The 24,401-nt window shown below is 67.8% G+C and carries 27 protein-coding genes; 12 read left to right on the forward strand and 15 right to left on the reverse strand.

Annotated features, from left to right (window positions below):
• Positions 1-161 precede the first annotated feature (161 nt).
• The 4 genes from ACIRRA_RS08165 to ACIRRA_RS08180 are packed head-to-tail and all read left to right on the forward strand — an operon-like array spanning position 162 to position 5,013.
• The gene (locus tag ACIRRA_RS08165; protein ID WP_402764682.1) at positions 162-2,042 is read left to right on the forward strand and encodes an SCO2524 family protein; all 1,881 of its coding nucleotides are present in this window, start codon (positions 162-164) and stop codon (positions 2,040-2,042) included.
• On the forward strand, positions 2,039-2,971 hold the full coding sequence (locus tag ACIRRA_RS08170; RefSeq protein WP_402764684.1) for an SCO2523 family variant P-loop protein: 933 nt from the start codon (positions 2,039-2,041) through the stop codon (positions 2,969-2,971). The genes ACIRRA_RS08165 and ACIRRA_RS08170 overlap by 4 nt, the downstream gene beginning before the upstream one ends.
• Positions 2,968-4,017 carry an SCO2522 family protein gene (locus tag ACIRRA_RS08175; RefSeq protein WP_402764687.1) on the forward strand — a complete coding sequence of 350 codons (1,050 nt, stop codon included), beginning with the start codon at positions 2,968-2,970 and terminating at the stop codon, positions 4,015-4,017. The genes ACIRRA_RS08170 and ACIRRA_RS08175 overlap by 4 nt, the downstream gene beginning before the upstream one ends.
• 12 nt (positions 4,018-4,029) lie before the next feature.
• Positions 4,030-5,013, forward strand: a complete 984-nt coding sequence (locus ACIRRA_RS08180) for an SCO2521 family protein (protein WP_402764690.1) — start codon at positions 4,030-4,032, stop codon at positions 5,011-5,013.
• Positions 5,014-5,043: 30 nt separating this feature from the next.
• Here ACIRRA_RS08180 and ACIRRA_RS08185 read toward each other — a convergent pair whose 3' ends face one another.
• The 4 genes from ACIRRA_RS08185 to ACIRRA_RS08200 form a co-directional block, all read right to left on the reverse strand.
• Positions 5,044-5,904 (reverse strand): hypothetical protein, encoded by an 861-nt coding sequence (locus ACIRRA_RS08185; protein ID WP_402764693.1) that lies wholly within the window; start codon positions 5,902-5,904, stop codon positions 5,044-5,046.
• A gap of 2 nt (positions 5,905-5,906) precedes the next feature.
• Complete coding sequence (locus ACIRRA_RS08190) at positions 5,907-6,374, reverse strand: GNAT family N-acetyltransferase (protein WP_402764695.1); 468 nt, start codon at positions 6,372-6,374, stop codon at positions 5,907-5,909.
• Positions 6,375-6,532: 158 nt separating this feature from the next.
• Positions 6,533-6,784 carry a hypothetical protein gene (locus tag ACIRRA_RS08195; RefSeq protein ID WP_402764698.1) on the reverse strand — a complete coding sequence of 84 codons (252 nt, stop codon included), beginning with the start codon at positions 6,782-6,784 and terminating at the stop codon, positions 6,533-6,535.
• Complete coding sequence (locus ACIRRA_RS08200) at positions 6,754-6,957, reverse strand: hypothetical protein (RefSeq protein ID WP_040862491.1); 204 nt, start codon at positions 6,955-6,957, stop codon at positions 6,754-6,756. Before ACIRRA_RS08200 ends, ACIRRA_RS08195 begins: the two co-directional genes overlap by 31 nt.
• 263 nt (positions 6,958-7,220) lie before the next feature.
• Here ACIRRA_RS08200 and ACIRRA_RS08205 point away from each other — a divergent pair, with 263 nt between their 5' ends.
• Together ACIRRA_RS08205 and ACIRRA_RS08210 are read left to right on the forward strand one after the other, a co-directional pair.
• Positions 7,221-8,141 carry a helix-turn-helix domain-containing protein gene (locus ACIRRA_RS08205; RefSeq protein ID WP_402764701.1) on the forward strand — a complete coding sequence of 307 codons (921 nt, stop codon included), beginning with the start codon at positions 7,221-7,223 and terminating at the stop codon, positions 8,139-8,141.
• Between the two features lie 188 nt (positions 8,142-8,329).
• Positions 8,330-8,533 carry a DUF397 domain-containing protein gene (locus tag ACIRRA_RS08210; RefSeq protein WP_356996054.1) on the forward strand — a complete coding sequence of 68 codons (204 nt, stop codon included), beginning with the start codon at positions 8,330-8,332 and terminating at the stop codon, positions 8,531-8,533.
• 45 nt (positions 8,534-8,578) lie between these two features.
• Here ACIRRA_RS08210 and ACIRRA_RS08215 read toward each other — a convergent pair whose 3' ends face one another.
• The 4 genes from ACIRRA_RS08215 to ACIRRA_RS08230 form a co-directional block, all read right to left on the reverse strand.
• A complete protein-coding gene (locus tag ACIRRA_RS08215) occupies positions 8,579-8,734 on the reverse strand; it encodes a hypothetical protein (protein WP_356996053.1) in 156 nt (51 codons plus the stop codon).
• Positions 8,735-8,920: 186 nt separating this feature from the next.
• Positions 8,921-9,667 (reverse strand): succinate dehydrogenase/fumarate reductase iron-sulfur subunit, encoded by a 747-nt coding sequence (locus tag ACIRRA_RS08220; RefSeq protein WP_379384410.1) that lies wholly within the window; start codon positions 9,665-9,667, stop codon positions 8,921-8,923.
• A 2-nt stretch (positions 9,668-9,669) separates the two neighbouring features.
• The gene (locus ACIRRA_RS08225) at positions 9,670-11,601 is read right to left on the reverse strand and encodes a fumarate reductase/succinate dehydrogenase flavoprotein subunit (protein ID WP_402764705.1); all 1,932 of its coding nucleotides are present in this window, start codon (positions 11,599-11,601) and stop codon (positions 9,670-9,672) included.
• A gap of 40 nt (positions 11,602-11,641) precedes the next feature.
• Positions 11,642-12,475, reverse strand: coding sequence for a hypothetical protein (locus tag ACIRRA_RS08230; RefSeq protein ID WP_379400718.1), 834 nt, complete (start codon positions 12,473-12,475; stop codon positions 11,642-11,644).
• 336 nt (positions 12,476-12,811) lie between these two features.
• Between ACIRRA_RS08230 and ACIRRA_RS08235 the strand changes: the two genes are divergently transcribed.
• Entirely contained in the window at positions 12,812-14,113 is a 1,302-nt protein-coding gene (locus ACIRRA_RS08235; RefSeq protein ID WP_402764708.1) for an acetyl-CoA acetyltransferase, read from the forward strand.
• Between the two features lie 3 nt (positions 14,114-14,116).
• Here the strand turns inward: ACIRRA_RS08235 and ACIRRA_RS08240 are convergent, their stop codons facing one another.
• Positions 14,117-14,590: a nitroreductase/quinone reductase family protein gene (locus ACIRRA_RS08240; protein WP_402764710.1), complete on the reverse strand. Its 474-nt coding sequence runs from the start codon at positions 14,588-14,590 to the stop codon at positions 14,117-14,119.
• 115 nt (positions 14,591-14,705) lie between these two features.
• Here ACIRRA_RS08240 and ACIRRA_RS08245 point away from each other — a divergent pair, with 115 nt between their 5' ends.
• Positions 14,706-15,299, forward strand: coding sequence for a TetR/AcrR family transcriptional regulator (locus ACIRRA_RS08245; RefSeq protein ID WP_402764713.1), 594 nt, complete (start codon positions 14,706-14,708; stop codon positions 15,297-15,299).
• Here the strand turns inward: ACIRRA_RS08245 and ACIRRA_RS08250 are convergent, their stop codons facing one another.
• Both ACIRRA_RS08250 and ACIRRA_RS08255 read right to left on the reverse strand, forming a co-directional pair.
• A complete protein-coding gene (locus ACIRRA_RS08250) occupies positions 15,300-15,587 on the reverse strand; it encodes a hypothetical protein (protein ID WP_356996046.1) in 288 nt (95 codons plus the stop codon).
• 182 nt (positions 15,588-15,769) lie between these two features.
• A complete protein-coding gene (locus tag ACIRRA_RS08255; RefSeq protein WP_402764715.1) occupies positions 15,770-16,756 on the reverse strand; it encodes an alpha/beta fold hydrolase in 987 nt (328 codons plus the stop codon).
• 375 nt (positions 16,757-17,131) lie between these two features.
• Here ACIRRA_RS08255 and ACIRRA_RS08260 point away from each other — a divergent pair, with 375 nt between their 5' ends.
• Complete coding sequence (locus tag ACIRRA_RS08260; RefSeq protein WP_402764718.1) at positions 17,132-17,584, forward strand: carboxymuconolactone decarboxylase family protein; 453 nt, start codon at positions 17,132-17,134, stop codon at positions 17,582-17,584.
• Positions 17,585-17,664: 80 nt separating this feature from the next.
• Here ACIRRA_RS08260 and ACIRRA_RS08265 read toward each other — a convergent pair whose 3' ends face one another.
• Positions 17,665-19,620: an acyl-CoA dehydrogenase family protein gene (locus tag ACIRRA_RS08265; RefSeq protein WP_402764873.1), complete on the reverse strand. Its 1,956-nt coding sequence runs from the start codon at positions 19,618-19,620 to the stop codon at positions 17,665-17,667.
• Between the two features lie 127 nt (positions 19,621-19,747).
• The gene (locus ACIRRA_RS08270) at positions 19,748-20,932 is read right to left on the reverse strand and encodes an AAA family ATPase (protein ID WP_402764721.1); all 1,185 of its coding nucleotides are present in this window, start codon (positions 20,930-20,932) and stop codon (positions 19,748-19,750) included.
• Positions 20,933-21,120: 188 nt separating this feature from the next.
• Here ACIRRA_RS08270 and ACIRRA_RS08275 point away from each other — a divergent pair, with 188 nt between their 5' ends.
• The 3 genes from ACIRRA_RS08275 to ACIRRA_RS08285 all read left to right on the forward strand — a co-directional run bounded on the left by ACIRRA_RS08275 (position 21,121) and on the right by ACIRRA_RS08285 (position 22,713).
• The gene (locus ACIRRA_RS08275) at positions 21,121-21,378 is read left to right on the forward strand and encodes a hypothetical protein (RefSeq protein WP_356996042.1); all 258 of its coding nucleotides are present in this window, start codon (positions 21,121-21,123) and stop codon (positions 21,376-21,378) included.
• A 283-nt stretch (positions 21,379-21,661) separates the two neighbouring features.
• Positions 21,662-22,273, forward strand: coding sequence for an NlpC/P60 family protein (locus ACIRRA_RS08280; RefSeq protein WP_356996307.1), 612 nt, complete (start codon positions 21,662-21,664; stop codon positions 22,271-22,273).
• A 17-nt stretch (positions 22,274-22,290) separates the two neighbouring features.
• Positions 22,291-22,713 carry an RNA-binding S4 domain-containing protein gene (locus ACIRRA_RS08285; RefSeq protein ID WP_402764724.1) on the forward strand — a complete coding sequence of 141 codons (423 nt, stop codon included), beginning with the start codon at positions 22,291-22,293 and terminating at the stop codon, positions 22,711-22,713.
• Between the two features lie 88 nt (positions 22,714-22,801).
• Here the strand turns inward: ACIRRA_RS08285 and ACIRRA_RS08290 are convergent, their stop codons facing one another.
• Positions 22,802-23,959 (reverse strand): cation:proton antiporter, encoded by a 1,158-nt coding sequence (locus ACIRRA_RS08290; protein ID WP_402764727.1) that lies wholly within the window; start codon positions 23,957-23,959, stop codon positions 22,802-22,804.
• 24 nt (positions 23,960-23,983) lie between these two features.
• The gene (locus tag ACIRRA_RS08295; protein WP_402764730.1) at positions 23,984-24,373 is read right to left on the reverse strand and encodes a hypothetical protein; all 390 of its coding nucleotides are present in this window, start codon (positions 24,371-24,373) and stop codon (positions 23,984-23,986) included.
• Between the last annotated feature and the right edge of the window lie 28 nt (positions 24,374-24,401).

The raw sequence follows: 24,401 nt of genomic DNA on the forward strand, positions 1-24,401 counted from the left end.
GCGCCCTCACACGCCCGATCTGCCCGATATTGCCCTGTGCGCGATGCGATTTCGAGACTGCGTCCCACCCGGTGCCGGGCGGCGGCGCATGATAGTTTGTGCCGCGCTCGTTCATAGCTATGACGGCGAGGCTGGCCACGACAGGGCAGGGGACGGCGTCGATGAGAATAAAGCCACGGGAACAGATCCTCGGAGTCTGGCGGTCGCTGCTGACCGCGTGTTATCAGGATGGCGAGTGGGTGTGGGGCGGCCGCAACGGCTCCAACTCCATCAGCGACGCCGAACAGCTGCTGTGCCTGCTGTATCCGGCGACCGAGATCGACGGCTTCGGGCTGGAGCATCCCGACGAGATCGCCGACGACATCCGCGAGGTGCTCTCACCCCTCGGCGACAATGGCCTGCGGATCGGCGAGCGCGTGGTCTGGCTGCTCGAGCAGTACATCGACCGTCACACCGACCGCGACCCCGACTCCGCCGTTGCCCTGCCCAACTTCGCCGCGGGCAGCTACCTGGCCTCCTCCGAGGGCGTCGAGCCGACCCCGGCGCAGCGCGCGCTCGAGGTCGTCGACTCCTATTCCATGTCGCTGACCCTGTGCCTGGCAGCGCTGAAGTTCCTGCGCGGATTCAGCGGCCCGGTCGCCGAACTGGCCGTCGGCCGGCGGATCAAGCTCGCCGTGGAACTGGGCCCGCGCATCGAGGCGCTCGACGCGCTCATCAATGTCCGGCTCACCGCCGCCATGGTGGGCCTGATCCGCAGCTTCGTCGTGAATACGGTCTCGCCCAAATCCGCCGCCGGGCAGGCCATGCTGTCGATGCTCAACCAGACCGGTGGTTCCCCGGACGCGGTGGTGCACGCCGTGCAGCAGCGCCTGGACCGGGTGCGTATCCGGCTGCGCAACGACGCCACCCTCAGTCAGGTGGAGGGCGTCGACCTGGACAGCGGCGACATGATGTTCGAATGTGGTTGGAGCTGGGCCATTGTGCGCAAGGCCGCGCCCATCGACTTCGTGGACATGCCCATCGCGGATCAGCCCGGTCATGCCGTCGCCCGGCCCTACCTGCACTTCACCGTGGTGGCGCTGGACGGCATCAACGACCTCACCTCGGTGCGCACCCGTGAACTCGACCTGCTCAACGACCAGCAGCGCCGCCTGGCCGAGGCCCTGCAGCTGCGCTGGGATCTGGCCCAGCGCTACTGGGCGGCGGTGGCGCGCTTCGGCACCGGGCGCTGGCCGCTCGAGGACATTCCGTGGCGCACCTCCGACGGCGAGGAATCGGACTACTTCAGTCTCATCGTCTCCGCGGTGCTCATGCAGGATCTACTCAACCGCGACGCCAATGACGACGATCTCGACCGTGCCGCAACGATTTTCGACGAGCTGGCCCGCCGCGGCCGCATTGTGCGCCGCTTCACCGCCGACGATCCGGCCCGCACCATGCACACGCCGGGCGTGAGTTTGCGCCTGCTGGGCAGCGAGGAGCTGGACGGTCCGCTGCTGCTGTGGACGGTCTCCGATTACGCCACCGTCCTCTTGAAACGCACCCTGCAGGCCGCGCGGCTCTCCGGCACCATCGAGACCCGCGACCAGCTGATGACGCTGGCTCAGGCCACCATGGACCACCTCGACCTGCGCGCCTTCCGCGAAGGACCGGCCACCGGCCTGTGGGACGATCCCAGCCGGATCTTCGGTGGCCCCGAAAACCACCTGCCCTCCTGGTATCTCACCGAGCGCGTGGTCGAGTGCATGGTGACCGCCGCGCGCCTGTACCGGGAACCGCCGCTGCGGGCGCCGACCTCGGTGACCCGCGCCATGGAACTGCTGACCGAGGCCGAACACCTGCTCAACCGGGAGATGCTGGAGCTCAGCGAGACCGACGTGTCGGCCGGCCGCACCGCCCTGGCCCTGGCCGAGCAGCGCCTCGAACGGGCCCGCACGCTCATCGACGAGCGCCCCGGTACCGCAGTCAGTCTCGCCTCGCAGGCCCTCTTGGAACTGGACGAGCTCGCCTACGCCCGGTTCGACGCCACCAGGAGCGTGTGACCGTGCTCGTGTTCTCCTCTTCGGACAAGGGCGGCACCGGGCGCTCGGTCACCAGCTGCAATATGGCCTACTGGCTGAGCATGAAGGGGTACAAGGTCGCCTACCTGGACTTCGATTTCGGATCCCCCACCGCGGGCGGCACTTTCGAGATCAGCCGGATCGACAATGGGGTCCGGGACGGGACGGGCCTGCACGCCTATCTGCTCGACGAGAACGGGACGCCCGCGCGGCTGAGTGTGCGCTCCGAGACCGACCGGATGGAATTGAGCCGGTCCCGGCATCCCTCCGGCCGCCTGGTGCTGTTTCCCGGCGATCTCGGAGGCTCCGAGTTCACCACCCTCGACGAGCGCATGATCGATCGCTGCGCCGCGCTGTTCGCCACCTGCGAGCAGGAATTCAATGTCACCTTCATCGATCTGAGCGCGGGCCGATCCATCGCCCTGGCCCTCGCGCTCAGCGCGACCCGTCACCCGCAGCTGTCCCGCGCAGTGTGCCGCTGGCTGATCTTCCACCGCTGGACCCGCCAGCACATCGCGGCCGCCCGCGGCCTGGTCCACGACGAGCACGGCGTGCTGGCCGTCGGCGAGGCCTGGGGACACGACCGGGCCGAGCTGTTGAATTCACTGCGCTTCGTCCGCACCGCGGTGCCCGAACTCAACCTGACCGCCGGCCTTCGCCCGGCCCAGGCCGCCTGGCTGCAGGAACAACACAACACCCTGACCCGCGCGGCCAACCGGCACGGCATGGGCGAGAGCGGGATACTGGGCAAGATCCCGGTGGAACCGATGCTGCAGTGCCGGGAACAGGTGATCCTGGATGTGGATGTGGCCGCCCATGTCGCCAATGCCGAGACCGTGGACGCATTCCGCCTGCTCACCGAAAAACTCATGAACGACGCCGTCTGGGAACAGGTGGAGGTGCGCCGATGAGCTCCGCGGCCGACTACAGCGAGGCGGGCGAACACAATCGCGTGGCCGGCCAGCCGCTCTCGCATCTGTCCATCGAGGTCGGCCACTTCTATATGGACGAGCTGGTCAATGGCGTCGACCGGATCCACGCCCAGCTGCGCAAGGTGGCGCCCATCGTCCAGACCCAGATCGCCGCGGCCGAAGCGGAATTCGGGGCGGGCGCACGGGTCAGCACCTGCTTCCTGGTCGACGACTACTTCTGGACCCGCACCGCCAACCGCCCGCGCGATGCCCGGCGTACCGCCGACCCGCGCCACGTGCTGGAGAAACTGCTGGCCGCGGCGGAGGAATGCGGTGTGCGCATCGACTATCTGGCGCGCGAGGCGGGCTGCGCCGAGGTGCCCTCGTTCCAGGACGGCGAACCGGTCGGCGAGCCGGTGCGGCTGGCGGAGATGATGGCCGCCCGCATCGTCGCCGAACCCGAACGCGACAGCACCGGCCGCCGCCCGCCCACCGTCGACTCCGGCTGGCTCTGCAACGGTCGCCGTTCCTCGGAATTCGATGCGGGACAGGCCATGCGAATCTCGCGCTACCGGCCGCCGGAGGAATTCGGTGCGCGCAATCACTCCATCTTCCTGGATGTGCAGCTGTGGAGCCGCCGCCTGGAGGAAGAGGGCGACCGGCAGGTGGAGCACATCCTCTGGTCCTGCCCCTTCCTGGCCGCCATCTGGCAGTTGCTGCGGCTGGGTCTGATTCGCAACGAGGGCGCCATGGTGGCGGCACCGGTGCCCTGGGAGGAGCCGTGGCCCAGCGACTGGTCCCGGCTGCCCGCGGTGGTGAAGCTGAATCCGAAGGCCAAACCCTTCGCGGCCTATCGAGCCCTGTCGGTGCTGCCCTACAGCTATCTGGGCATCGAGCACGCCGTGCGGGTCATCCTCGACCACCTGCAGCTCGATGACGATGTGCAGGCCAAGCTCGCCGAACGCGGTGTGGGCGAACGGATTCCGGTGGAGGTGCCGCGCCAGGCCACTCATCGGTTGAACCACATCTTCCTGGGTGACGTCTGAGGTGGCCGCCCGGTGAGTGATCCGCTGGTGCTGCTGGGGGAGGTACGTACGGCACTGCTGCCCAATGCGGGGGGCCTGGCGGCGCGGGAGGCGACGGCGCTGCTGTCACTGCTGCCCGGGCAGCGGGTACTGATACGGGAACGACCGCTGGCCCTGGCGATTTCGCCGGGTTCCGCCGTCGGGGTGGACTGCAAGCTGGCCACGGTGTCCGGATCGGACAGCCGCGCCATCGGGACGGTGGCGGCGCACGCGATCCTGGTGGGCGGCCGGGTGATGCAGAGTTCGGCCTGTTCCACGGTGGTGCGGACGGCCGACAAGAACCGGCGGCCCTGGTCGCACTACCTGAATCAGGTCGGGACGCTGGAGGTGTGGCACCGCATCACCGACGACGCCGCGGCCGCCGTCGATCTCACCGAGGGTTTCCTGGAGGGCTCCGGCGCCACCACCCTGGACCTGGGCTCGGTCAGCGACCGGCTGCTCACCCGCGTGCGCACCGATCCCCGCCTGGACCAGGAGCCGCCGGTGCGGTCCAGCGCCACCCGGCTGCGCTGGGCCGCGCGGGTCGCGCCGCCGGTGGGCGGCATTGTGCGCGGGCGTACCCTGTTCGCGTTCCGGCTCGAGGACGAGCACACCCGGTCGGTGCGGATCATGGTGCCGACCGCCCGGGATCTGGGTGCGGTACAACGCTTCTGCGAGGATCTGGCCGTTCACGACTGGCTGCTGTCCACCCTGGGCGCCGCGCTGTCCGAGGCGGATCGGCCCGCGCCCGAACGCGATCCGTCCGCCGAGCTGGCGCCGCTGCTCGAACAGCTGGTGCACCTGTGGATGCCGGGCGCCCACACCCCGCCCCGGCTGCGCGAACTGTGGACGCGGCTGGAGTCCGATCCGGGCTTCACCCGGCAGTGGACCGCGCAGGTGGGACATCTGCGCGACCGGCTGGCGGTGGCGACCCTGGCGGCGCTGCGCAGCGCCAAGATCAGCACCGTCCAGTGGTGACAGGCGGATCCGACCGGCGGCCCGACCGGATCAGAGCCGGAACCAGCGGCGCACCAGCAGCGCGAAGAACACCGACATGGTGACCGCGCCCAGATAGCTCTCGATCACGAACACGACGCGCCCGCCGACCCGCAGATTGTCGGTATCGCCGACGCCCAGCGGATTCAGGTAGTTCATGAACACCTGGAACACGGTGATGGCCGGCGGCTGATCCGACCGCAGCATGACGGCCACCACGAAGACCAGCAGCTGGAACGCCACGAACCACAGCATGCGGAACGGCCGATAACCGTAGCCGCAGATGAGATCCGGGACCAGGCCGCCGGCGCGCCGCCAGGCGGCCGGCTGCGCCAGCCGCCGCGCCCGGGCCAGGGCCAGGCCGCAGCGATCCTCGGCGTCGGTGTCCTCGTCGATCCGGTAGAGACTCCCGGCCCGGCGGTAGGCCAGGGCGGCGTGCGCCGGCAGTCCGGCCTGCACCAGTGGGCGGCCCAGCCGCTCGTAGGCCTCGGCCAGCAGCCGATTCTGGGTGCGGCTCAAGCGCAGTGGCCCACGGAACTCCACCTCCGCGGCGATGAGGGCCGCGAGCAGCTGGTTGACCGCCATCGGCTGCGGTGCCGCGGTGGCGGTGTGTTCGAGGACCGGCGCGTAGAGGTGGCCGAAGACGAGACTGTCACCGGCCCTGCGTATTCCGGGCGGATCGTAGGTCGCCACCACCGCCTCGGTGTGCCGGGTGAACAGGTCCAGCAGCGGCTGTTCGGTGGCGCGGCGGCGGAGGCGCTGCGGCTGCTCGACGAATTCGGTGACGTTGTCGGCGTAGGTGTCGGCGTGGCGCTCGATGCGCATGCTCATATCCGTCACGAACGGCGACGACGGAGCGCTTTTCTCGAGCATGATCAATGATAAATCCTGTGCACCAGCACATCTCGGGGCTCGTCCGCGCCGAAGTAGGCCGCCTCGTGGTCGGCCCAGACGAAGCCGACCTCCTTGTAGAGGTGGTAGGCGACTCGATTGCCCGGTTTCACCGTGACGAAGACCTGCTCGGCACGGGCCTGACGGCATTGGGCCAGAGCGGCTTCCAGTAGCGCCCGGCCGTGGCCGCGACCCCGGCACTCGGATGCCACCGCGAAGCCGAGAAACCAGGCCGTGCCGTCACCGTCGATGGCGGTGAGCACGTAGCCACAGAGCTCCCCCGCATCCTCGGCAACCGTCCAGTTTGCTCCGTGCAGCTCGAAGAGCTGTCGGAGAACGAAATACGGATAGGCGAGATGCTCGAATTCGACCACCTCGAGTGCGCGGATCGCGTCCAGATCCGACAGTGACGCGATCCGGCACGCCGGATTGTCCGGCTGTTCGAAGGCCAACAACGGTGTTCCCCTCCACCCCGGGCACAAGTGCGATGGATTCCAGGGTAAGCGTCACACCGAATCTTGGGTGCGGTTCGGCCGCTCGCCGTCTGTGGAGCGGGCGGCCGAACCGCGCTGCAGCACGCGGTGGGGACTGCGCCACCGCTGCCCGGAGGTTAGGCGCGGGGCGCTCGAAAGCGCTGTGCGGCAGCGTTCATCGCGGCCGGGGGCCTTCCCCGGTACACCCCGGGCCGCGAAATCTTGGTGTGGAGCTGTGCCGTCTTGTGGCGTAGCTGTGCTGTCCGGGCGTCGAGCAGCAGCCACAGCATCCGGTGGACGAACCGGTCGTAGCCGGTCGGTATGGGATCGGGGCCGGCCTGGGCCGGTGCGGGGCCGGTCATGGCAGTGCCCGCTCGTCGAGCACGCACCGTCCCTCCTCGACCAGCGTTGCCCGCGCTCGTCGGCGCACCTTGCAGGTCTGCACGGTGCAATCGAGGTGCAATTGCATTGCGGCGTGTGCTTGTTCGACGGTCATCACACCCGGATCACGGCGGCAGCGCGACAGACCGGCGATGTGCATATTGAGGGATGTCAGTTGCATGTCCAGACCACTCCTCGTTCCCGCTGGTTCCTGAAGTGCCCGGAGGTTCAGGAAAGGAAAGGGGCCTAGCTACATCGCTCCGGGCACATCTCCAGCACACCATGAGCAGACGCCAGGCGGGCGAATTTCGAGCAGGAGAACGCAAAATTGCGCGAATTCCCAGCAGTGAATCCACCTGGGGGAGGACGATTCTCCAAAGTGGACGAAGCCCTCGCCCGCCGTCGAGCCCCGATCCATGCCCGCGACTGCGAATGGAGCGTGTCGTGTCCGAAGGTCCCGCGTCATCCACCCTGCCCCGCCGTCAGCTCGGTCGCTATCTACGGGACTGGCGCATCCAGGCAGGATTGACCATCGCCGAAGCTGCCAAGCTGATGGAGTGGGGCGCGAGCACCTTGCAGCGGCTCGAGAAGGGCAACGCGGACCGCATTCGCACCATCGACATCCAGGAGCTGTGCCGTATCTACGGGATCCCCGCCGAAATCGCCGAGGGGCTCAAGGGTTTGGCGCAGCAGGCGGCGGTCAAGAGCTGGTGGCACTCCTACGGCGACCTGATCCCCGAGAACTTCGACGTCTACGTCGGCCTGGAGGCATCCGCGCAGCAGTTGTCCTGCTACCAATCGGAATTGGTGCCGGGCCTGCTGCAGACGGCCGAGTACGCAAGGGCCCTGAACCGCCTGGGATACCCGGAAGAGACTGTGGTGGAGGTGGATCGGCGCGTTCAGCTGCGTATGCAGCGGCAGGCCATGATCACCCGCCGCATGCATCCGGCGACCATCGCCATGGTGTTGCACGAATCGGTATTGCGCCGCCTGGTGGGAGGTGCAAGGGTGATGGCGGCGCAGGTGCGGCACTTGGCGGAACTGAGTACCCGATCCAATGTCGCGCTGCGTATCCTGCCCTTCGCCGCCGGTGTCCCCCTGGGACTTTCGACCGGACCGTTCGTGATTCTGGAATTCGGATGCGACAGCAAGGGGCAACCGGTGGAGCCCCCGGTGGTCTACGTGGAGGGGTTCACCGGCGATCTGTATCTCGAGAGACAGGGCGACGTTCAGCGTTATCGCCGGGCACAAGCGGGCCTGGAACGCTGCGCGCTGGACGTTCAGGACAGCAGAAATCTGCTCCGGCAGGTGGCGAAGGAGTATGCCGCCTGGGCGGTCAAGCCCGGAGGCGGTAGCGGAGCGTAGCCATGTAGGGCTCCGCACAGGCGAAGAAAGGACAGCGCCTGGGCGGTCAAGCCCGGAGGCGGTAGCGGAGCGTAACCATGTAGGGCTCCGCACAGGCGAGGAAAGGACAGCGCCTGGGCGGTCAAGCCCGGAGGCGGTAGCGGAGCGTAACCATGTAGGGCTCCGCACAGGCGACGAAAGGACAGAGCATGACTGTGGATCTCTCCGGGGCCCGCTGGTTCAAGAGCAGCCGCAGCGGGGCCGGTAAGGAGTGCGTCGAGGTGGCCTTTCTGCCCGCGGGCCGAGTGGGCGTGCGGGACAGCAAGAATCCGGAGGGCCCGGCGCTGGTGTTCGGTGCGGCGGAATGGGGATCCTTCACCGCGGGCCTCGAAAACGGGGTCTTCGACCGGTGATTCGCTGAACGAGGGTTCACGGGCCCGACCCGTGAGCCCCCGGTCTCAGAGGATTGCGACCACACCCATCGCGACGGCGGCGACCAGCACGCCGATTGCAACGGCCGACATCAGTGCGCCGGTGAGTACGTATACGCCCATCGCCGATACCGCGAAGAGCATCCCTACGATCAGCCGTTCGACCCAGTCATCGGGACCCATTTTCCGGTACCGGGGACGCACATTCTTGAGTCCTCGGTCCACGAATAGTTGGATACCCATGCTTAGCCGTCGCAAACATACTTCCGTTGTCAAACGGCAGCCGTTTCGTGATCAATAACCGTCTCGGTAAATCCCGTGGCCCGCGCTGGAGCGCGGGGCCACGGTGCAAGATTTCTGCGGGTACCGTCAGCGCCGGAAGAGCTTGTTGCCCAACCAGACGATCGGGTCGTACTGCCTGTCCACAACGCGTTCCTTGAGGGGGATCAGTGCGTTATCAGTGATCTTGATGTGCTCCGGGCAAACCTCTGTGCAGCACTTGGTGATGTTGCAGAAGCCCAGTCCCGCGTCCTCCTGCGCCAGTTCGCGACGGTCGGCGACATCCAGTGGGTGCATTTCGAGTTCGGCAATACGCATCAGGTATCGCGGACCGGAGAATGCGTGCTTGTTGTCCTCGTGATCACGCACCACGTGACAGGTGTTCTGGCACAGGAAGCATTCGATGCACTTGCGGAATTCCTGCGACCGTTCCACATCGGTCTGCTGCATCCGGTACTCGCCGGGTTTCAGATCCACCGGCGGCGTGAAAGACGGTACTTCGCGTGCCTTCTGGTAGTTGAACGACACATCCGTGACCAGGTCGCGAATAACCGGGAAGGTGCGCATGGGCGTCACCGTCACCACTTCTTCCTGGGTGAACGTCGACATGCGGGTCATGCACAGCAGCCGCGGCCGCCCGTTCACCTCGGCCGAGCACGAACCGCACTTGCCCGCCTTGCAGTTCCAGCGCACCGCCAGGTCCGGCGCCTGGGTGGCCTGCAGCCGGTGGATGATGTCGAGCACCACCTCGCCCTCGTTCACCTCCACGGTGAAGTCCTGCAGGCCGCCGCCCTCGGTGTCACCGCGCCACACCTTGAACTTCGCCTCGTAACCCATGGCTATTCCGCCTTTCCGGCGTCGTCCCGCAACTCTGCGAGATCGGCGGGGGTGTAATACTTTTCGAGCTCCGCCAGGTCGAACAACCGGAGCAGGTCCGTGCGCATGGGCACCTGAGCCTCGGGCGTGACGGTCACCGACGGCACCGAGAAGCCGACCTCGTCCGGGTCGACGGTGCAGACCAGCAGCTTGTTGCGCCACACCGGATCCATGCCCGGGTGGTCGTCGCGGGTGTGGCCGCCGCGGCTCTCGGTGCGCAGCAGCGCGGCCTGGGCGACGCACTCACTGATGAGCAGCATGTTGCGCATGTCCAGGGCCAGATGCCAGCCCGGATTGAACTGCCGGTGGCCCTCCACGGTGACGTGGTCGTAGCGGTCGCGCAGCTCGGAGAGATGCTCGACGGCCTGCTTCAGCTCGTGTTCCTTGCGGATGATGCCGACCAGATCGTTCATGGTCTGCTGCAGGTCCATGTGCAGCGTGTACGGGTTCTCGCCCGGGCCGCCCTCGGCGGGCGGATCGAACGGCGTCACAGCCGATTTCGCGGCCGCGGCGATATCGGTGTCGGAGATCTTGGGCCGCGCGGCCAGCTGCTCGACATAGGTCGCCGCGCCCAGTCCGGCACGTCGGCCGAAGACCAGCAGGTCCGACAGCGAGTTGCCGCCCAGCCGGTTGGAGCCGTGCAGGCCGCCGGCGCATTCACCGGCCGCGAACAGACCGGGCACCGTGGCCGCCTGGGTGTCCGGATCGACCTCGATGCCACCCATCACGTAGTGGCAGGTCGGCCCGACCTCCATCGGCTCCTTCGTAATGTCCACATCCGCCAGCTCTTTGAACTGGTGGTGCATGGACGGCAGCCGCTTGACGATCTGGTCGGCGGGCAGGCGGGAGGCGATATCCAGGTAGACGCCGCCGTGCGGGGTGCCGCGCCCGGCCTTCACCTCCTCGTTGATGGCCCGCGCGACCTCGTCACGGGGCAGCAGATCCGGTGTGCGCCGGGCGGAATCGTTGTCCTTCAGCCACTGGTCCGCCTCTTCGATGGATTCGGCATACTGGCCCTTGAACACCGGCGGGATGTAATCGAACATGAACCGCTTGCCGTCGGAGTTCTTGAGCACCCCGCCGTCACCGCGCACACCCTCGGTGACCAGGATGCCCTTCACCGACGGCGGCCAGACCATGCCGGTCGGATGGAACTGCAGGAACTCCATATTGATCAGCGACGCCCCGGCCCGCAGGGCGAGCGCGTGCCCGTCGCCGGTGTACTCCCAGGAGTTCGAGGTCACCTTGTACGACTTGCCGACACCACCGGTGGCGATGACCACCGCGGGCGTCTCGAACAGAATGAAGCGCCCGGACTCCCGCCAGTACCCGAAGGCCCCGGCGACCCGGTCGCCGTCCTTGAGCAGTTCGGTGATGGTGCACTCGGCGAAGATCTTGATGCGCGCCTCGTAGTCACCGGTCTGTGCGAAGTCCTCCTGCTGCAGCGAGACGATCTTCTGCTGCATGGTGCGGATGATCTCGAGTCCGGTGCGGTCGCCGACGTGTGCCAGTCGCGGATAGGTGTGGCCGCCGAAGTTGCGCTGGCTGATCCGGCCGTCCTTGGTCCGATCGAACAGCGCCCCATAGGTTTCCAGCTCCCACACCCGGTCGGGGGCCTCCTGGGCGTGCAGCTCGGCCATGCGCCAGTTGTTGAGGAACTTCCCCCCGCGCATGGTGTCCTTGAAATGGGTCTGCCAGTTGTCCTTCTCATTGGCATTGCCCATTGCGGCCGCGCAGCCACCCTCGGCCATGACGGTGTGCGCCTTGCCGAACAGGGACTTGCAGACCACCGCCACGGACAGCCCGTGCTCACGGGCCTCGATGACCGCACGCAGGCCGGCACCGCCGGCACCGATCACGACGACGTCGTACTTGTGCCGCTCGACTTCAGGCATGGAACCGAATACTCCTGGGAGACAGAGGAATAGAGGACTGTCAGCCGATGAGGCGAGGATCGGAGATGGTTCCGCTCGCCACCAGCATGACGTAGAAATCGGTGAGGACCAGCGTGCCCAGCGTGGTCCAGGCCAGCTGCATGTGCCGGGTGTTCAGCTTCGACACCACGGTCCAGAAGCGGTAGCGCACAGGGTGCTGCGAGAAGTGCTTGAGCCGGCCGCCCGCGATGTGACGGCAGGAGTGGCACGACAGCGTGTACGCCCACAGCAGCAGCGCGTTGCCGGTGATGATCAGCGTCCCCAGGCCGATGCCGAAGCCGCCGCCCTTGGCATGGAAGGAGATCACCGCGTCATAGGTGTTGATCACCGAGATGATGATCGCGACGTAGAAGAAGTAGCGGTGCGCGTTCTGGATGATCAGCGGAAGCCGTGTCTCCCCCGAGTATTTCGCATGCGGCTCGGCCACCGCGCAGGCGGGCGGCGACATCCACACCGACCGGTAGTAGGCCTTGCGGTAGTAGTAGCAGGTGAGCCGGAACAGCAGCAGGAACGGCAGCACCAGGAAGCCCAGCGGAATCCACATGGGCAGGTGGCCGACCGGCGTGCCGAAATGGCTGGAGCCCTCGACGCACGAAGCGCTCAGGCAGGGCGAATAGAACGGTGTCAGATAGTGGAAGTCCGGCACCCAATACGCGCTGCGCACAAAGGATCTGATGGTCGCGTAGATGACGAAGGCCGCGAGCCCCAGCACCGTCGCGGCCGGCGGCACCCACCACCGGTCGGTGCGGAGCGTGCGTGCCGAAATGGCGGCCCGTCCCCTACTGAAAACCCCGGTTGTGCTCGATTCAGAAGCCTTGACTGGTGCGGCGCTCACTGCTGGATGCCTCGCTGCTCTACCCCGTGGAACGTCATCGTTACCTCCGGCATCGAATGTGATGGTGAGCACCTTACGACAGGGGCGCTATCACTCGAGCTCGCAACAGCTATTTCGGGATCCCGTGATTTGCGCCACATTTCCTGTGGCCGTCAGTAATTCGTTTGCTTGGTGAACAAACGGCAATCTCGCGAACTCACCGGGCTGTCAGAGTGTTTCGGATTCCGGCCCGCGCGCAGGTCGGGCGGCTCGTCCGAGGCGGTGACCGCTCGTCATATGACAGCAACAACGGTGCGGTGGCCTGTCGGTCTGTTGAGGGTTCGAAGGGAGCCGGTAATGAGACGCGCCGCCATCGTCATGCCGATGCGCACGCCCGTGGGGCTGCCCGGCGGAGCACTCGCCGCGGTGCCGCCGAACCGGTTGGTCGGCACTGTCATCTCGGCGGTGCTCGGCCGCTCGGGCATCGATCCCGCGCGGGTCGAACAGCTGGTCACCGCCGTCCCCGATGCCGAGGCCATCCGCTCGGCCCTGCCGCTGTGCGGACTGCCGCCGGAGCTGGGTGACTTCGCCCTGGGTGAGGGTCCCGGCAGCGGACTGCGCGCCCTGATCACCGCCGCCATGATGGTGCGCACCGGCGCGGTCGATGTGGTGCTGGCGGTGGGCGCCGAATGCCACAGCGCCGCAGGGGGATTCGACGCGCAATCCGCCAGCGTCCCGCCGCTGGTCGGCGTCCGTGCCCGCACCGCGGCCGACGCCGGACCCACCACCGACCAGCAGATCGCCATCTGGTCCGCCGAATCCGCACGCGGACAAGCGGATTCGGACGGCACCGAACAACTGGCCCGTGACCACGACCTGAGCCGGGCCGCGGCCGACGACTTCGCCGCGGTCAGCCACCGTCGTGCCGCCCGCGCCCATCGCCAGGGGGTGTTCGGCGCGGAGACCGCGCCCGTCGTGGTGTGCGCGCGTCCCGACGATCCGAATTCCGAGGTGGTGCGCCTGGTCGACCGCGACGAGGGGTTGCGCGACGATGTCTCACACCGCGCCTTCGCGGCCCTGTCCCCCTTCCGGCCCGACGGCGTGACCACGGCCGGAAACAGCAGCAGCCGCGGCCTGGCCGCCGCGGCCTGCCTGGTGGTGGCCGAGGATCGGCTGGTGGATCTCGGCCTGGAGCCGATGGGCTACCTGCTCGGCTGGGTCAGCACCACCGCTCCCCTCGGCGTCCCGGTGCCCGCCGCCACCTCCGCGGTCGCGAAGGCACTGTGGCGCGCCGGTTTCGAGCTGTCGGACCTGGCGCTGCTGGAGGTGGAGGAGACCTCCGCCGTCGAGGTGCTGGCGCTGGCCCGCACCCTCGGCCTCGAGGACGACGCCGCGGAGCGCCTGAATGTGCACGGCGGCGCGATCGCCCTCGGTGATCCGGGCGGCGCGGCGGGTCTGCGCATGGTCACCACCATGCTGCACGAACTGGCCCGCCGCGACGGCGGTCTCGGCCTGGCCGTGACCCCCGCGGGCCCCGGCCGCGCCCTGGCCACGATCTTCGAATCCCCCGATCTGGAACCGGTTTCGCAGGCCCCGCGCGGCGCCCGCTTCCGCGGCGTCGGCGGCCGGCGCTCCGGACGGGGCCGGCACCGCCACTGAGGACTAGTCACGCGGGCGGAGCCGGACGACCGCCGCGCCCCGGGCAAAGGCCGCTGCCAGCTCCTCGCGGTTGACGCTGCCGTCCGAATTCAGGCTGATGCCCGCGTATTTCCCCTGGGTCGGGTTCTGCTCGAGGATGATCCGATACGGCTCGGCCGCCGCGTCCACGTCGGTGACGACCTCCCAATCGGCGTCGATCTCCCGGCGCCGCAGGCCGATTCGCACCGGTTCGCCGGGCCGCAGATTATGCCGCCACTTGGCCGTGGTGCCGATCAGCAGCGTGCCGTCGTGTTCTGCGTAGGCGACGGGGTTCTCGTACACCCGCCCGCTCTTGCGGCCGACCACGGTGACGATGAGCAGTTTGCCGCTGACCACCCGGTGCAGCGGTGAGCGCAGGAGCCGGCGCATGACGGCGTCGAGCCGCTCCTGCTTACGGGTGGCGGCCGGGTTCGGGGTTGTCGTTACTGGCTGGGACATCGGTGCGTCCTCCGGTTCCATATTTACTGAGTGACTACTCAGAAAATACGACCAGATGGGGCATACTGCAAGGGTCGAGCTGGAAAACGACAGTCGAAACGTGACAGGAGGCGATGTGGGGACCCGTTCCCGAGGGCGGCCCAGTACCGGTGTGCGCGAGGCCGTGATCGCCAATGCTCAACAGGTACTCGCGGAATCCGGCCTCGCCCGGCTGTCCACCAAGGAGATCGCGGCACGGGCCGGAGTCGCCGAATCCAGCATCTTCTACCACTTCGGCGATCGAATGGGCCTGCTACAGGCCGTGATCCAGCATCAGCTGCGGCCGCTCAAGGACCTGCTCGCCGACGCGCCCGCGGCGGATCTGCGCACGGCGCTGCGGTCGCTGCTCGCGACCCTGGAGGAATTCTTCGTCTCCGCCCTGCCGGTGATGGCGGCGGTGCAATCGGATGCCGAGCTGGGCGCGGTCTACCGGGAACGCAGCCGCGATCTCGACTTGGGCCCGCACCGCGCGGTGGACGCCGTGGTCGCCTACCTGTCGGCCCGGGGCGTCGAGGCCGCGGATCTGCGCACCGCAGCGCTGCTGCTGGTCGGCGCGGCTCATCAGCGCGCTCTACAGCGGCAGCTGAGCCCACCCGACGCGCTCGTCGAATTGCCGAGCCCCGACGCCATTGTCGAGGCGGCCCTGCCGCTGTTCGAAACGAAGGATTAGCTACTTGGTGCGGGGGCGGGAGTGGAAGCCCAGGCCCTCGTCCTGCGCGCCCATCCAGGCCGCCTCATCGTGCTTGGCGTCGGGGACGTAGATCGTCTCCTGCTTGGCCCGCGGCGCTTCCGGCGGCGGCGCCTGTTCGAACTCGTCGGTGTCGATGACGAGCCTTTCCAGATCGTTCTCCAGCCGGCGGACGGTGCCCGCGTCTCCGTAGTGCGAACGCAGTGCGGTGACGCACTGCCGGAGCTGGCCGACCGCGTAGCGGAGTTCCGCAATCTCGCTGCGTGTCATCGAAACCCTCCTCGAGCCGTGTGACAGACCACACATCGTGATCTACAACACAGTACGTGATCGTGCGGGATTCGTCTCGTCGGCAAAGGATATTCGCAGCTAGAGGGCCTGTCATCAGGTCCGAAATTGGGGCGGCGGACGTTTCAGATCGTTGAATCCGCCCGCTGCGGATGATCTTCCGGCTACCCCGCGATGGCGTATTCCGGTCCGCAGTCGGGACCGCAGTCCGGGTCCGCGCCGCGCGCCGCCGCGGTCGCCCGGGCCACCAGCGCCACCACCGCGGCGGCCACCTCCTCGGCCCGCTCCAGGATCACGCTGTGCCCGGCGCCGTCCAGTCGCACCAGCTCGGCATCGTCGACCTGGGAAGCCAGCACCACCGAGTGCGCGAACGGGATCATGATGTCCGCGGACCCGGCCAGCACCAGCACCGGAATCGAGCCCAGCCGGTGCAGGGTCGCGGTCTCGTCGAAGCGGATCAGCGACTCCAGGAAGCTGGCCATGGTCAGCAGCGAGGTGTCGTTGAGCATGGCCGTCGCCACCGCCAGCATGCGCGGGCTCACCTTGCGGGTGCCCAGGGTGGCGTCCCGCATGATGGGCTCGAAGATGCGGCGGCTCAGATGTTTCGAGGCCTGCATGGCCCGCGGCGCGCGCCGCACCGCCACCCGCAGCGAGTTCACCGCCGGTGCGCTCAGCAGCCGCCCCAGCCCGACCCGGGTCACCCCGTTGGCGGCGCTGGAGAGCAGGCCGACGCCCACCACCCGGGTCCCGATCATCTCCGGATACAGCCGGGCGTAGGCCAGCACGGTCATGGCGCCCATCGAATGACCCACCAGGACAACGGGTCCGGTCGGCACCACGACCCGCAGCACCGCGTCCAGATCCCGGGCCAGCTGCTCGATGGTGTAGGTGGCGGGGTCGGCATCCCCGGAATCCCCGTGTCCGCGATGGTCGTAGAACACCATGTGGGTGTCGTCGCCCCAGGTCTGCATCAGGTGCCCGCGCATGAACGCCCACGACTCTGCGCGCAGGCAGTGGCCGTGCACGAACACGACGGTGACCGGGGCGTCGGTGGTGCCGAATTCACGCACCGCGAGTGGCACGCCGTCATCGGCCGACACGGTGATGTGGCGGCCGTCGAAATCGGCGGCACGGGTGTCGATGGTGGACATGACGTCCTCCTGAAGAGTGCGCCCTCTTGCCCGGTCGTCGGTAGGAATAGCCCCGTCGTTAGCCCCCCACACCAGGTGTTATGGACAAGTTGTCCAACTGACTCCGCTGATCTATGCACGGCTGTCGGTGGATCTGTCGGGGACTCGCCACATTGCTGGACCCGTGTAGAAATCCCTGTACGCCCGGCCGTCGTCCGCAATTTCTTCTTATATCTAGTGAATTATCTAGACAAAAGTAGATGCGTATCGCACCGGGAATGGCCGGCGCCATATGCCGTGTCGTCACATTCCGGCGCTCCCGCCGGTCGCGGAGATGACGGACCGAGCGGCCCCAGAGCGGTCGCCGATCACGAATCTCGTTGAGGGAGAAGGACAATGAACGGTCGGATGACCAACCCCGCCGCCGCGCTCGACGCCACCGCCGCGATCCAGCAGCTGTACAAGCCGGTCTGCAACGGCGGAGTGTCGCCCGCGATCCTGGAACTGGTGCACCTGCGGGCCGGCCAGATCAACGGCTGCTCGCCCTGCGTGGACTTCGGAATCGAGCAGCTGAGCGAGCTCGGCGAGTCCGCCGGGTGGATCGGGCTGGTCGCGGCGTGGTGCGACACCCCGTACTACAGCGAGGAGGAGCGGGCCGCGTTGGCGCCGGCGGAGGCGGCGACCCGGCTGGCCGACCGGGCCGACGCGGTGAACGTCGAGGTGTGGGAGGCGGCCGCCCAGTTCTTCGACGAGAAGCAGCTGGCCGGGATCGTCATGATGATCGCGGTGACCAACCTGTTCAACCGGCTCGATGCCACCGCGCGTCAGCAGGCCGGAAAGGCTTGGTAGCCCGGTGGTCCCGCGTCAGGACAATCTGCCGCTCTCTAGCAATACGACTAGAGAGCGGCAGATTTCTATGCGGAGCTTGGCTACGTGGCCGCCCCCGTCTTCGTGGACGGGAGGAACGGCCGCAGCAGGTTCTGTTCCACCGACGGCCCGAACTGCCATTCGGCGATCCACGGGCCGGTGCCCTCGCTCGGATCCAGTGCGCCGCCCTCGAGCCAGCAGTAGCGCCCGTCGAGGATGCCGCGGGTGAGGTCGGTGTCGGCGTCGTCGGTGTTGGACCAGAGGTCGTCGAAGAGCTTCTCGACCCGCAGGCGCGCCTGGCGGCAGAAGACGTCGGCGAGTTCCTCGGCGGCCACGCCGTCGGGATTGCCGTCGACCCGCAGGGACTGGGCGCGCACGCAGGCCGCGGCCATGGCGAACAGTTCCGCGCCGATGTCGACGATGCGGCCGAGGAAGCCCTGCTTGTACTCGAGCTTGGCCTGCCAGCGCGCCATGCCGTACATGAGGGCGCGGGCCTGCTTGCGCGACATCCGCTCGACGAAGCGCATATGCCGGGCCAGCGGGCCGAATTCACCGAAGCCGACCGGTGCGGTGCCGGCGCCGACGGTCAGCTGCGGGAACCATTTGGCATAGAAGCCGCTCGCCCCGACCGCCGCCTTGGCCTTGTCCTTGAGCTCGGCATTGCGATCCACCAGCGCCCCGGCGGCGGCCATGTGGGCATCGGCCATCTCGCGGGCGATGAGCAGCCGCATGATCTCGCTGGAACCCTCGAAGATGCGGTTGATGCGCAGATCGCGCACCAGTTGCTCGGCGCCGACGGCTCTTTCGCCGCGGGCTCGCAGCGAGGCCGCGGTCTCGTAGCCGCGGCCGCCGCGGATCTGCACCAGTTCGTCGGCGATCCGGCACGCCATCTCCGAGGCCCACAACTTTGCCAGCGCGGCCTCGATGCGAATGTCGTTGCGGTTCTCGTCGCACATGGTGCCCGACAGATCGAGCACCGATTCCAGCGCGAAAGTCGTTGCGGCGATGTAGGAGAGCTTCGCGCCGACCGCGCCGTGCTCGCCGACCGGGCGGCCCCACTGCACGCGGGTGGCCGACCATTCCCGAGCGATCTTGAGCGACCACTTGGCCGCGGCCGTGCACATGGCCGGGATGGCGAGGCGACCGGCGTTGAGGGTGGTGAGCGCGATCTTGAGCCCGTCGCCCTCGCGGCCCACCAGATTCCGCTTGGGTACGCGTACCTTGTCCATCCGGGTGACACCGTTCTCGATGCCGCGCAGGCCCATGAACGTATTGCGCCGCTCCACCGTGATGCCGGGGCTGTCGGCCTCCACGATGAACGCGGAGATCCCGCCGCGATGGCCCTCGCCCTTGGGCACCCGCGCCATCACCACGAGCAGTTCGGCGACAACGCCATTGGTGGTCCACAGCTTCACGCCGCTGATCTCGTAGGCCTCCCCGTCCGCGGTCGGGGTCGCGGTGGAGGCCATGCGTGCCGGGTCGGAGCCCACATCGGGTTCGGTGAGCAGGAACGCGCTCACCGCGCCCTTGGCGCAGCGCGGCAGGAACTCTCGCTTCTGTTCCGGGGTGCCGGCCAGCTTGAGCGGCTCGGGCACGCCGATGGACTGGTGCGCCGACAGCAGCACGCCGAGGCTGGCGTGGGCGGAGCCGACCAGCATGAGGGACTTGTTGTAGCCCACCTGCGACAGCCCGACCCCGCCGTACTCCTCTGGAATCTTGAGGCCGAAGCAGCCGAGCTCGGCCAGCCCGCGCACGTATTCGTCGGGGATGCGGCCCTCGGCCTCGATGCGCTGGCCGTCGATGGTCTCGCAGAGGGCCCGCAGCCGGGTCAGGTACGCCTCGGTCTTGGCGGTGTCCGCGGCGTCGGGGCGCGGGAATGGGTGGATGAGGTCGAGCCGGAACCGGCCGAGGAACATCTCCTTGGCGAACGACGGCTTGGCCCAGGTGGTTTCGCGGGATTCCTCGACCAGTGCCCGGGCTTGTTCTTCGGTGGCGTCGACTTTGGCGGCAGTCGCCATGATGTCCTCCTCGACCGTGATGAGAATCACATTCGAGTGTAGGAGTCTTTGTTACCCGCCGGTAGGGGCTGGCAAAGATCAAAAGGCCTTGTCATGAGATGATCTTGATCAGCTGGCTAATCTTTAGTTATTGAACGCCGCGCAGGTATCGGCCGAAATGCGGGACCGTGAAACCGATGGTTCCGCGCTCGGCCGAGTAGATCAGACCCTTCTTGATCAAGCCGTCGCGCGCCGGGGACAACGAGGCGGGTTTGCGTCCCAGCTCGTGCGCCACCGCGGCGGTGGCCACCGGCCCGTCGTCGCCGGACAGGTCGGCCATGGCGCGCATGTATTCGCGCTCGGCCGGCGTCGCTCGCTCGTAGCGGGAGCCAAAGAAACCGACCGCCAGCTCTTCTTCGGCTGCGGGCGCCGCCACCGCCACATCCTCGGCCGAGATCGGGCTCTGCGCCGCCGCGTCCCAGGCGGCCTTGCCGTACGCCTGCACGAAATACGGGTACCCGTCGGCCTTCTCGTACAGCGCGTCCAGCGCCTCCTCGGAGTACTTCACGCTCTCCCGCTCGGCCGGCGCGATGAGCGCCTGGTCGGCCGACTCCCGATCCAGCCGATCGATGCGGTGGTAGGAGAACAGGCGCTCGGAGTAGCTCTTGGACGCGGTCAGCACCGCGGGCAGATGCGGCAGACCCGCCCCGACCACGATCAAAGGCGCGGCGTCCTGGCTCAATTCGTGGCAGGCCCCGCAGATGGCCGAGATGTCGGCCGCCCCGAGATCCTGCATCTCGTCGATGAACACCGCGATGCCGATGCCCAGATCGCGCACCAGTGCCGCCGCCTCCATGAGCAGCTCCACCAGATCGATCTCGATATCGCCGGAGTCGGCCCGTCCGGTCACCGCGGGCACGTCGATGCCCGGGTTCCAGCGTTCCCGCATGCCCTTGCCGTCGGTGGAGCGCAGTGCGAAAGCCTTGAGAATCCCCAGGAAATCGTCCACCTGCTCCGTATTGCGGTGTGTCACAGCGAGCGAACGCACCGCCATGTGCAGCGCCGAGGCCAGCGGTCGCCGCAGTTCCTGATCGGGGCGGGCCTCCAGCTTCCCGGTGCCCCAGCCGCGTGAGCGGGCGGCCGAGCGAAGCTGGTTGAGCAGCACCGTCTTTCCGACACCGCGCAAACCGGTGAGCATGACGCTGCGCTCCGGCCGTCCGCGTGCCACCCGCTCCAGCACGATGTCGAAGGCGTCTAGCTGCCGGTCCCGGCCCGCGAGCTCGGGCGGTCGCTGCCCCGCGCCGGGCGCGTAGGGATTCCTGACGGGGTCCATGCGGCCCAACCGTAGCGCGGTCATCGCGGATTATCCGGGCATCTATCGAGGACACTAGAGACAGCTATCGACCGGCATACCGGCCCGGCCGATCCGCGATCAATAGAAGTCGATACAGCGACTCCGCGGTGTCCCCGGGAGTCTCTACCCTTATGCCTGATTCGTTGGGATCCAGCGCAGGAGGGTTCATGTCGGAAGAAGCCGTACCCACGCCCACCGTCGCGGAGGTGGTCGAATCCTGGAACGTGCCCGCCGAGGCGATCGTGGCCGCGCGCATCCGCAACAACATCCTGGTGGCCATCGAGCGCGGGTACGACGATCCGCAACTGGTGGCCGATCTCGCGGTGGGTCCGCTGGTGATGGCGCTGGGGCAGTTGGAAGTCGAGCTCGCGGACGCTCGCCGGCGGATTGCCGAGCTGGAACGGGCGATCGCGGCGAAGGGTTGATAACGGTCGGATCGACCACCTATATCGTCTCGTGATCCACGGCCCTATACACCGAATTGCGGGTTCAGCGGGGCGTTTTCATAAAGATGCGACACGTTTCTCGCGTCGGGTGGACAACGGGACGGCCTAGTCGTAATCTTCTCGTGACTTAGCGGAGTCTGTTGCTTCATCGGAGAGGCAGCCCGCGACGTTACAGCAGCAAGATCGGAGATGCGGCTCAGTGGGTAAGCACAGCTTGCAGCGGGAATCTCGGCTTCCGAATTCCGTGAAGGGTGCCATCGTGATGGGTGCGATGGCCGCGACGACTACTGGCGCGTTCCCGGCGATCACCGCCACGGCCGCCACCGTCGAGATCCCGGGCATCGGAAACTTTGATGTGCCGGACGATTTCGCGCCCCAGGTGCAGCAGTTCAATCAGACGGTCAAGGATGCCGAGACGGCGCTGCAGACCCCGGGCGGACTGGGCGGCGGCGCTCAGGTCGGCACCCCGGCGGTCCCCCCGGCTCCGCAGTTCCAGCTGCCCAGCATCTTCAACAAGCCCAGCTCCATCGGTGACGTCGCGCTGCACGCCGCCGAGACCAAGGTCGGCGCCCAGTACTCCTGGGGCGCGACCGGTCCCTACAGCTTCGACTGCTCCGGTCTCGTGCAGTGGGCCTACAAGCAGGCCGGAGTCGAGCTGCCCCGCACCAGCTTCGAGCAGTCCAACGTCGGTGCCCCGGTCGCCTTCGAGGACCTGCAGCCCGGCGACATCGTCATCACCAACGGTGGCGGCCACGTCGGCATCTACGCCGGCGACGGCAAGCTGCTGAACGCCGTGCAGACCGGCACCCCGGTCTCCTACACCAACCTGCATGCGAGCCAGGTCGTCACCGCGCGCCGCATCGTCAACGCCTGACGCAGTATCGTCAACGTGTGACCTCTGCTCCACTGAGCACCACGGCTCAGGCCCGAGTTGATTCTTGGACCTGGGCCGTCCGCATTTTCAAGACCCGCTCCGCAGCCGCCGCGGCCTGCCGGTCCGGGCATGTGCGGGTCAATGGCGTATCGGTCAAACCCGCGCACCATCTGAAGCCCGGTGACGAGATCCGCGTCCGCGTCAATGGTTCCGAACGCATCGTCATCGTCGAGCAGCTCATCACCAAGCGGGTCGGCGCGGCCGTGGCCGTGCAGTGCATGATCGACAAGAGCCCGCCCCCGCCCGACCCGCAGCTGACCGCCCTCGTGCCGCACCGTGATCGCGGCGCCGGCCGCCCGACCAAGCGCGAGCGGCGCGAGACGGACCGGTTGCTGGGGCGCGACCTCCCCCGCCTCCCCGGGACTTCAGCGGACGGCTAGGGGCCGTCGACAGCCTTGCACCCGTGCCGAAGGTTGGGTGCCAACCCGATTTTGGACGTGCCCGACGAGTTACCCTCGACTCACGAAATCAGTTGTCTCGTTGGGATATTGCGGCATCGCCCGGCGTGCCCGTGGCCGCCGCCCGCGCGCCCCAGGCGGCTCCGGCAATGGTGACCAGCGCGCCGAGCATGAGCGCGGCCGGTTCGCCCGGCTTCAGCACGTGCAGCTGGGTGCCGACCGTGACCGCCGCGACCGGCACGCCGATCTGCGCGGAAGCGATGGCCCCGAGCGGAATCGGCTGACCCAGGAGCCGCATGAACGCGTGGGCCAGCACCGCGCCCGCGCCGAGCGCCAGACCCAGCAGGATCAGGTGCGGGTGGTCGCCGAATTCGCGCAGGTTCAGCCGCGCACCGAGCCAGACGAAGAACAGTGGTGCGAGGAAGCCGTCGCTGATGGCGAAGAGCTGCTTGGCGACTCGGCGCGGTTCCCCGATGGCGGCCACCACCAGGCCGAGTGCGAAGCCCGCCAGCATGATCGAGACGTGGCTGCGGGTGGCGAGCGCGCCGAGGGCGAACAGCAGGGCAAGGCTGACCCGCAGTTCGAGCGCGAACTGCCGGTCCTCGGAGATCTTGTGCAACCGGTGCCGGATGCCGGAGTCCTCGAGCCAGCGCAGGAAGAAGTACGCGACCGCCGCCGCCCCGGCCACCAGCAGCGCCCCGAGCGCGGCCCGGCTCGCATTGTGCGGATCGATCACCAGCGGCAGCGCCACCACCGCGGCGGCGTCGGCGATGGCGACCTGAGCGGTCAACTCCAGCACGGGTTTTCCGCTCAGCCGCTGGGAGTCGATGATGGGCAGCACGATGGCCGCCGAGGAGGAGGCGAGCAGTACGGCGTAGAGCAGTCCGTGCCCGGTGTCGAACCAGGCCGCGATGCCCTGCCCGGCGATCACCGAGAGCATGCCCACCAGCACCGCGCGCAGCGCGCCGCGCCCCAGCGCCGAGCGAATGGCCGCGTCCCGCACCGGCACGTGGGTGCCGGCCACGAACATGACCACCGCGAATCCGACGTCGGCGATGAAGGCGAAGGTCGGGTCCTCGGGGTGCAGCAGGCCGAAGCCAGTGGTGCCGAAGACGATTCCGGCCAGCAGTTCACCCAGGATGACCGGCAGGTGCCAGGACTGCCGCCAGGCCAGCCAGGGCCCGGCCAGGCCGAGTAGGGTGATGAGGGTGAGGGTCTGGAAGGTCACGGCATCGTCTCGGTATTCACGCGGTCAGGGCAGGGAGGCGATCTTCACCGGGATCGCGATGTTCTCGTCGGTGTAGTAGATGGCGCAGACCCGGTGGTAGCCGTCCACGATCTGCATGGGCACGGCCTTGCGAAAGTCCCCGCGCACCACCAGGATCGGCGAGAGCGCCTGGCCTGCCATGATCTTGGCGAGGTCGCGGCGGACATAGGGGTTGAAGGTCGGCAGGATCTCGAGCTGCGAGGCGCGCAGCAGGTCCTTGGCCTTCTTGTGCACCACGGGAGCGTCGCGCAGCTTCTGGACGACCTTGTCGACGATGTCCGGCTCCGCCAGCATGTCGAGGTAGTCCGTAGCGGCCGGGTAGTCGTGCTCGTCCGGCTCCTTCTTCCACTTGACCGTGATCTCGGGGTCTGCCATGGAGCCATCATTCCTGTGCGACTGACCG

Origin of the sequence: Nocardia sp. NPDC101769, from assembly GCF_044766925.1 — a bacterium.
Lineage (GTDB): Bacteria > Actinomycetota > Actinomycetes > Mycobacteriales > Mycobacteriaceae > Nocardia.

What these genes read in the sequence shown, in the direction of transcription:
- ACIRRA_RS08220 (WP_379384410.1), bottom strand. Translation starts at nt 9,667, where the DNA reads ATGGGTTACGAGGCGAAGTTCAAGGTGTGGCGCGGTGACACCGAGGGC.
- ACIRRA_RS08255 (WP_402764715.1), bottom strand. Translation starts at nt 16,756, where the DNA reads ATGTCCACCATCGACACCCGTGCCGCCGATTTCGACGGCCGCCACATC.
- ACIRRA_RS08235 (WP_402764708.1), top strand. Translation starts at nt 12,812, where the DNA reads ATGAGACGCGCCGCCATCGTCATGCCGATGCGCACGCCCGTGGGGCTG.
- ACIRRA_RS08250 (WP_356996046.1), bottom strand. Translation starts at nt 15,587, where the DNA reads ATGACACGCAGCGAGATTGCGGAACTCCGCTACGCGGTCGGCCAGCTC.
- ACIRRA_RS08215 (WP_356996053.1), bottom strand. Translation starts at nt 8,734, where the DNA reads ATGGGTCCCGATGACTGGGTCGAACGGCTGATCGTAGGGATGCTCTTC.
- ACIRRA_RS08165 (WP_402764682.1), top strand. Translation starts at nt 162, where the DNA reads ATGAGAATAAAGCCACGGGAACAGATCCTCGGAGTCTGGCGGTCGCTG.
- ACIRRA_RS08200 (WP_040862491.1), bottom strand. Translation starts at nt 6,957, where the DNA reads ATGCAACTGACATCCCTCAATATGCACATCGCCGGTCTGTCGCGCTGC.
- ACIRRA_RS08270 (WP_402764721.1), bottom strand. Translation starts at nt 20,932, where the DNA reads ATGGACCCCGTCAGGAATCCCTACGCGCCCGGCGCGGGGCAGCGACCG.
- ACIRRA_RS08260 (WP_402764718.1), top strand. Translation starts at nt 17,132, where the DNA reads ATGAACGGTCGGATGACCAACCCCGCCGCCGCGCTCGACGCCACCGCC.
- ACIRRA_RS08225 (WP_402764705.1), bottom strand. Translation starts at nt 11,601, where the DNA reads ATGCCTGAAGTCGAGCGGCACAAGTACGACGTCGTCGTGATCGGTGCC.
- ACIRRA_RS08175 (WP_402764687.1), top strand. Translation starts at nt 2,968, where the DNA reads ATGAGCTCCGCGGCCGACTACAGCGAGGCGGGCGAACACAATCGCGTG.
- ACIRRA_RS08240 (WP_402764710.1), bottom strand. Translation starts at nt 14,590, where the DNA reads ATGTCCCAGCCAGTAACGACAACCCCGAACCCGGCCGCCACCCGTAAG.
- ACIRRA_RS08210 (WP_356996054.1), top strand. Translation starts at nt 8,330, where the DNA reads ATGACTGTGGATCTCTCCGGGGCCCGCTGGTTCAAGAGCAGCCGCAGC.
- ACIRRA_RS08280 (WP_356996307.1), top strand. Translation starts at nt 21,662, where the DNA reads ATGGGTGCGATGGCCGCGACGACTACTGGCGCGTTCCCGGCGATCACC.
- ACIRRA_RS08275 (WP_356996042.1), top strand. Translation starts at nt 21,121, where the DNA reads ATGTCGGAAGAAGCCGTACCCACGCCCACCGTCGCGGAGGTGGTCGAA.
- ACIRRA_RS08185 (WP_402764693.1), bottom strand. Translation starts at nt 5,904, where the DNA reads ATGCTCGAGAAAAGCGCTCCGTCGTCGCCGTTCGTGACGGATATGAGC.
- ACIRRA_RS08295 (WP_402764730.1), bottom strand. Translation starts at nt 24,373, where the DNA reads ATGGCAGACCCCGAGATCACGGTCAAGTGGAAGAAGGAGCCGGACGAG.
- ACIRRA_RS08265 (WP_402764873.1), bottom strand. Translation starts at nt 19,620, where the DNA reads ATGGCGACTGCCGCCAAAGTCGACGCCACCGAAGAACAAGCCCGGGCA.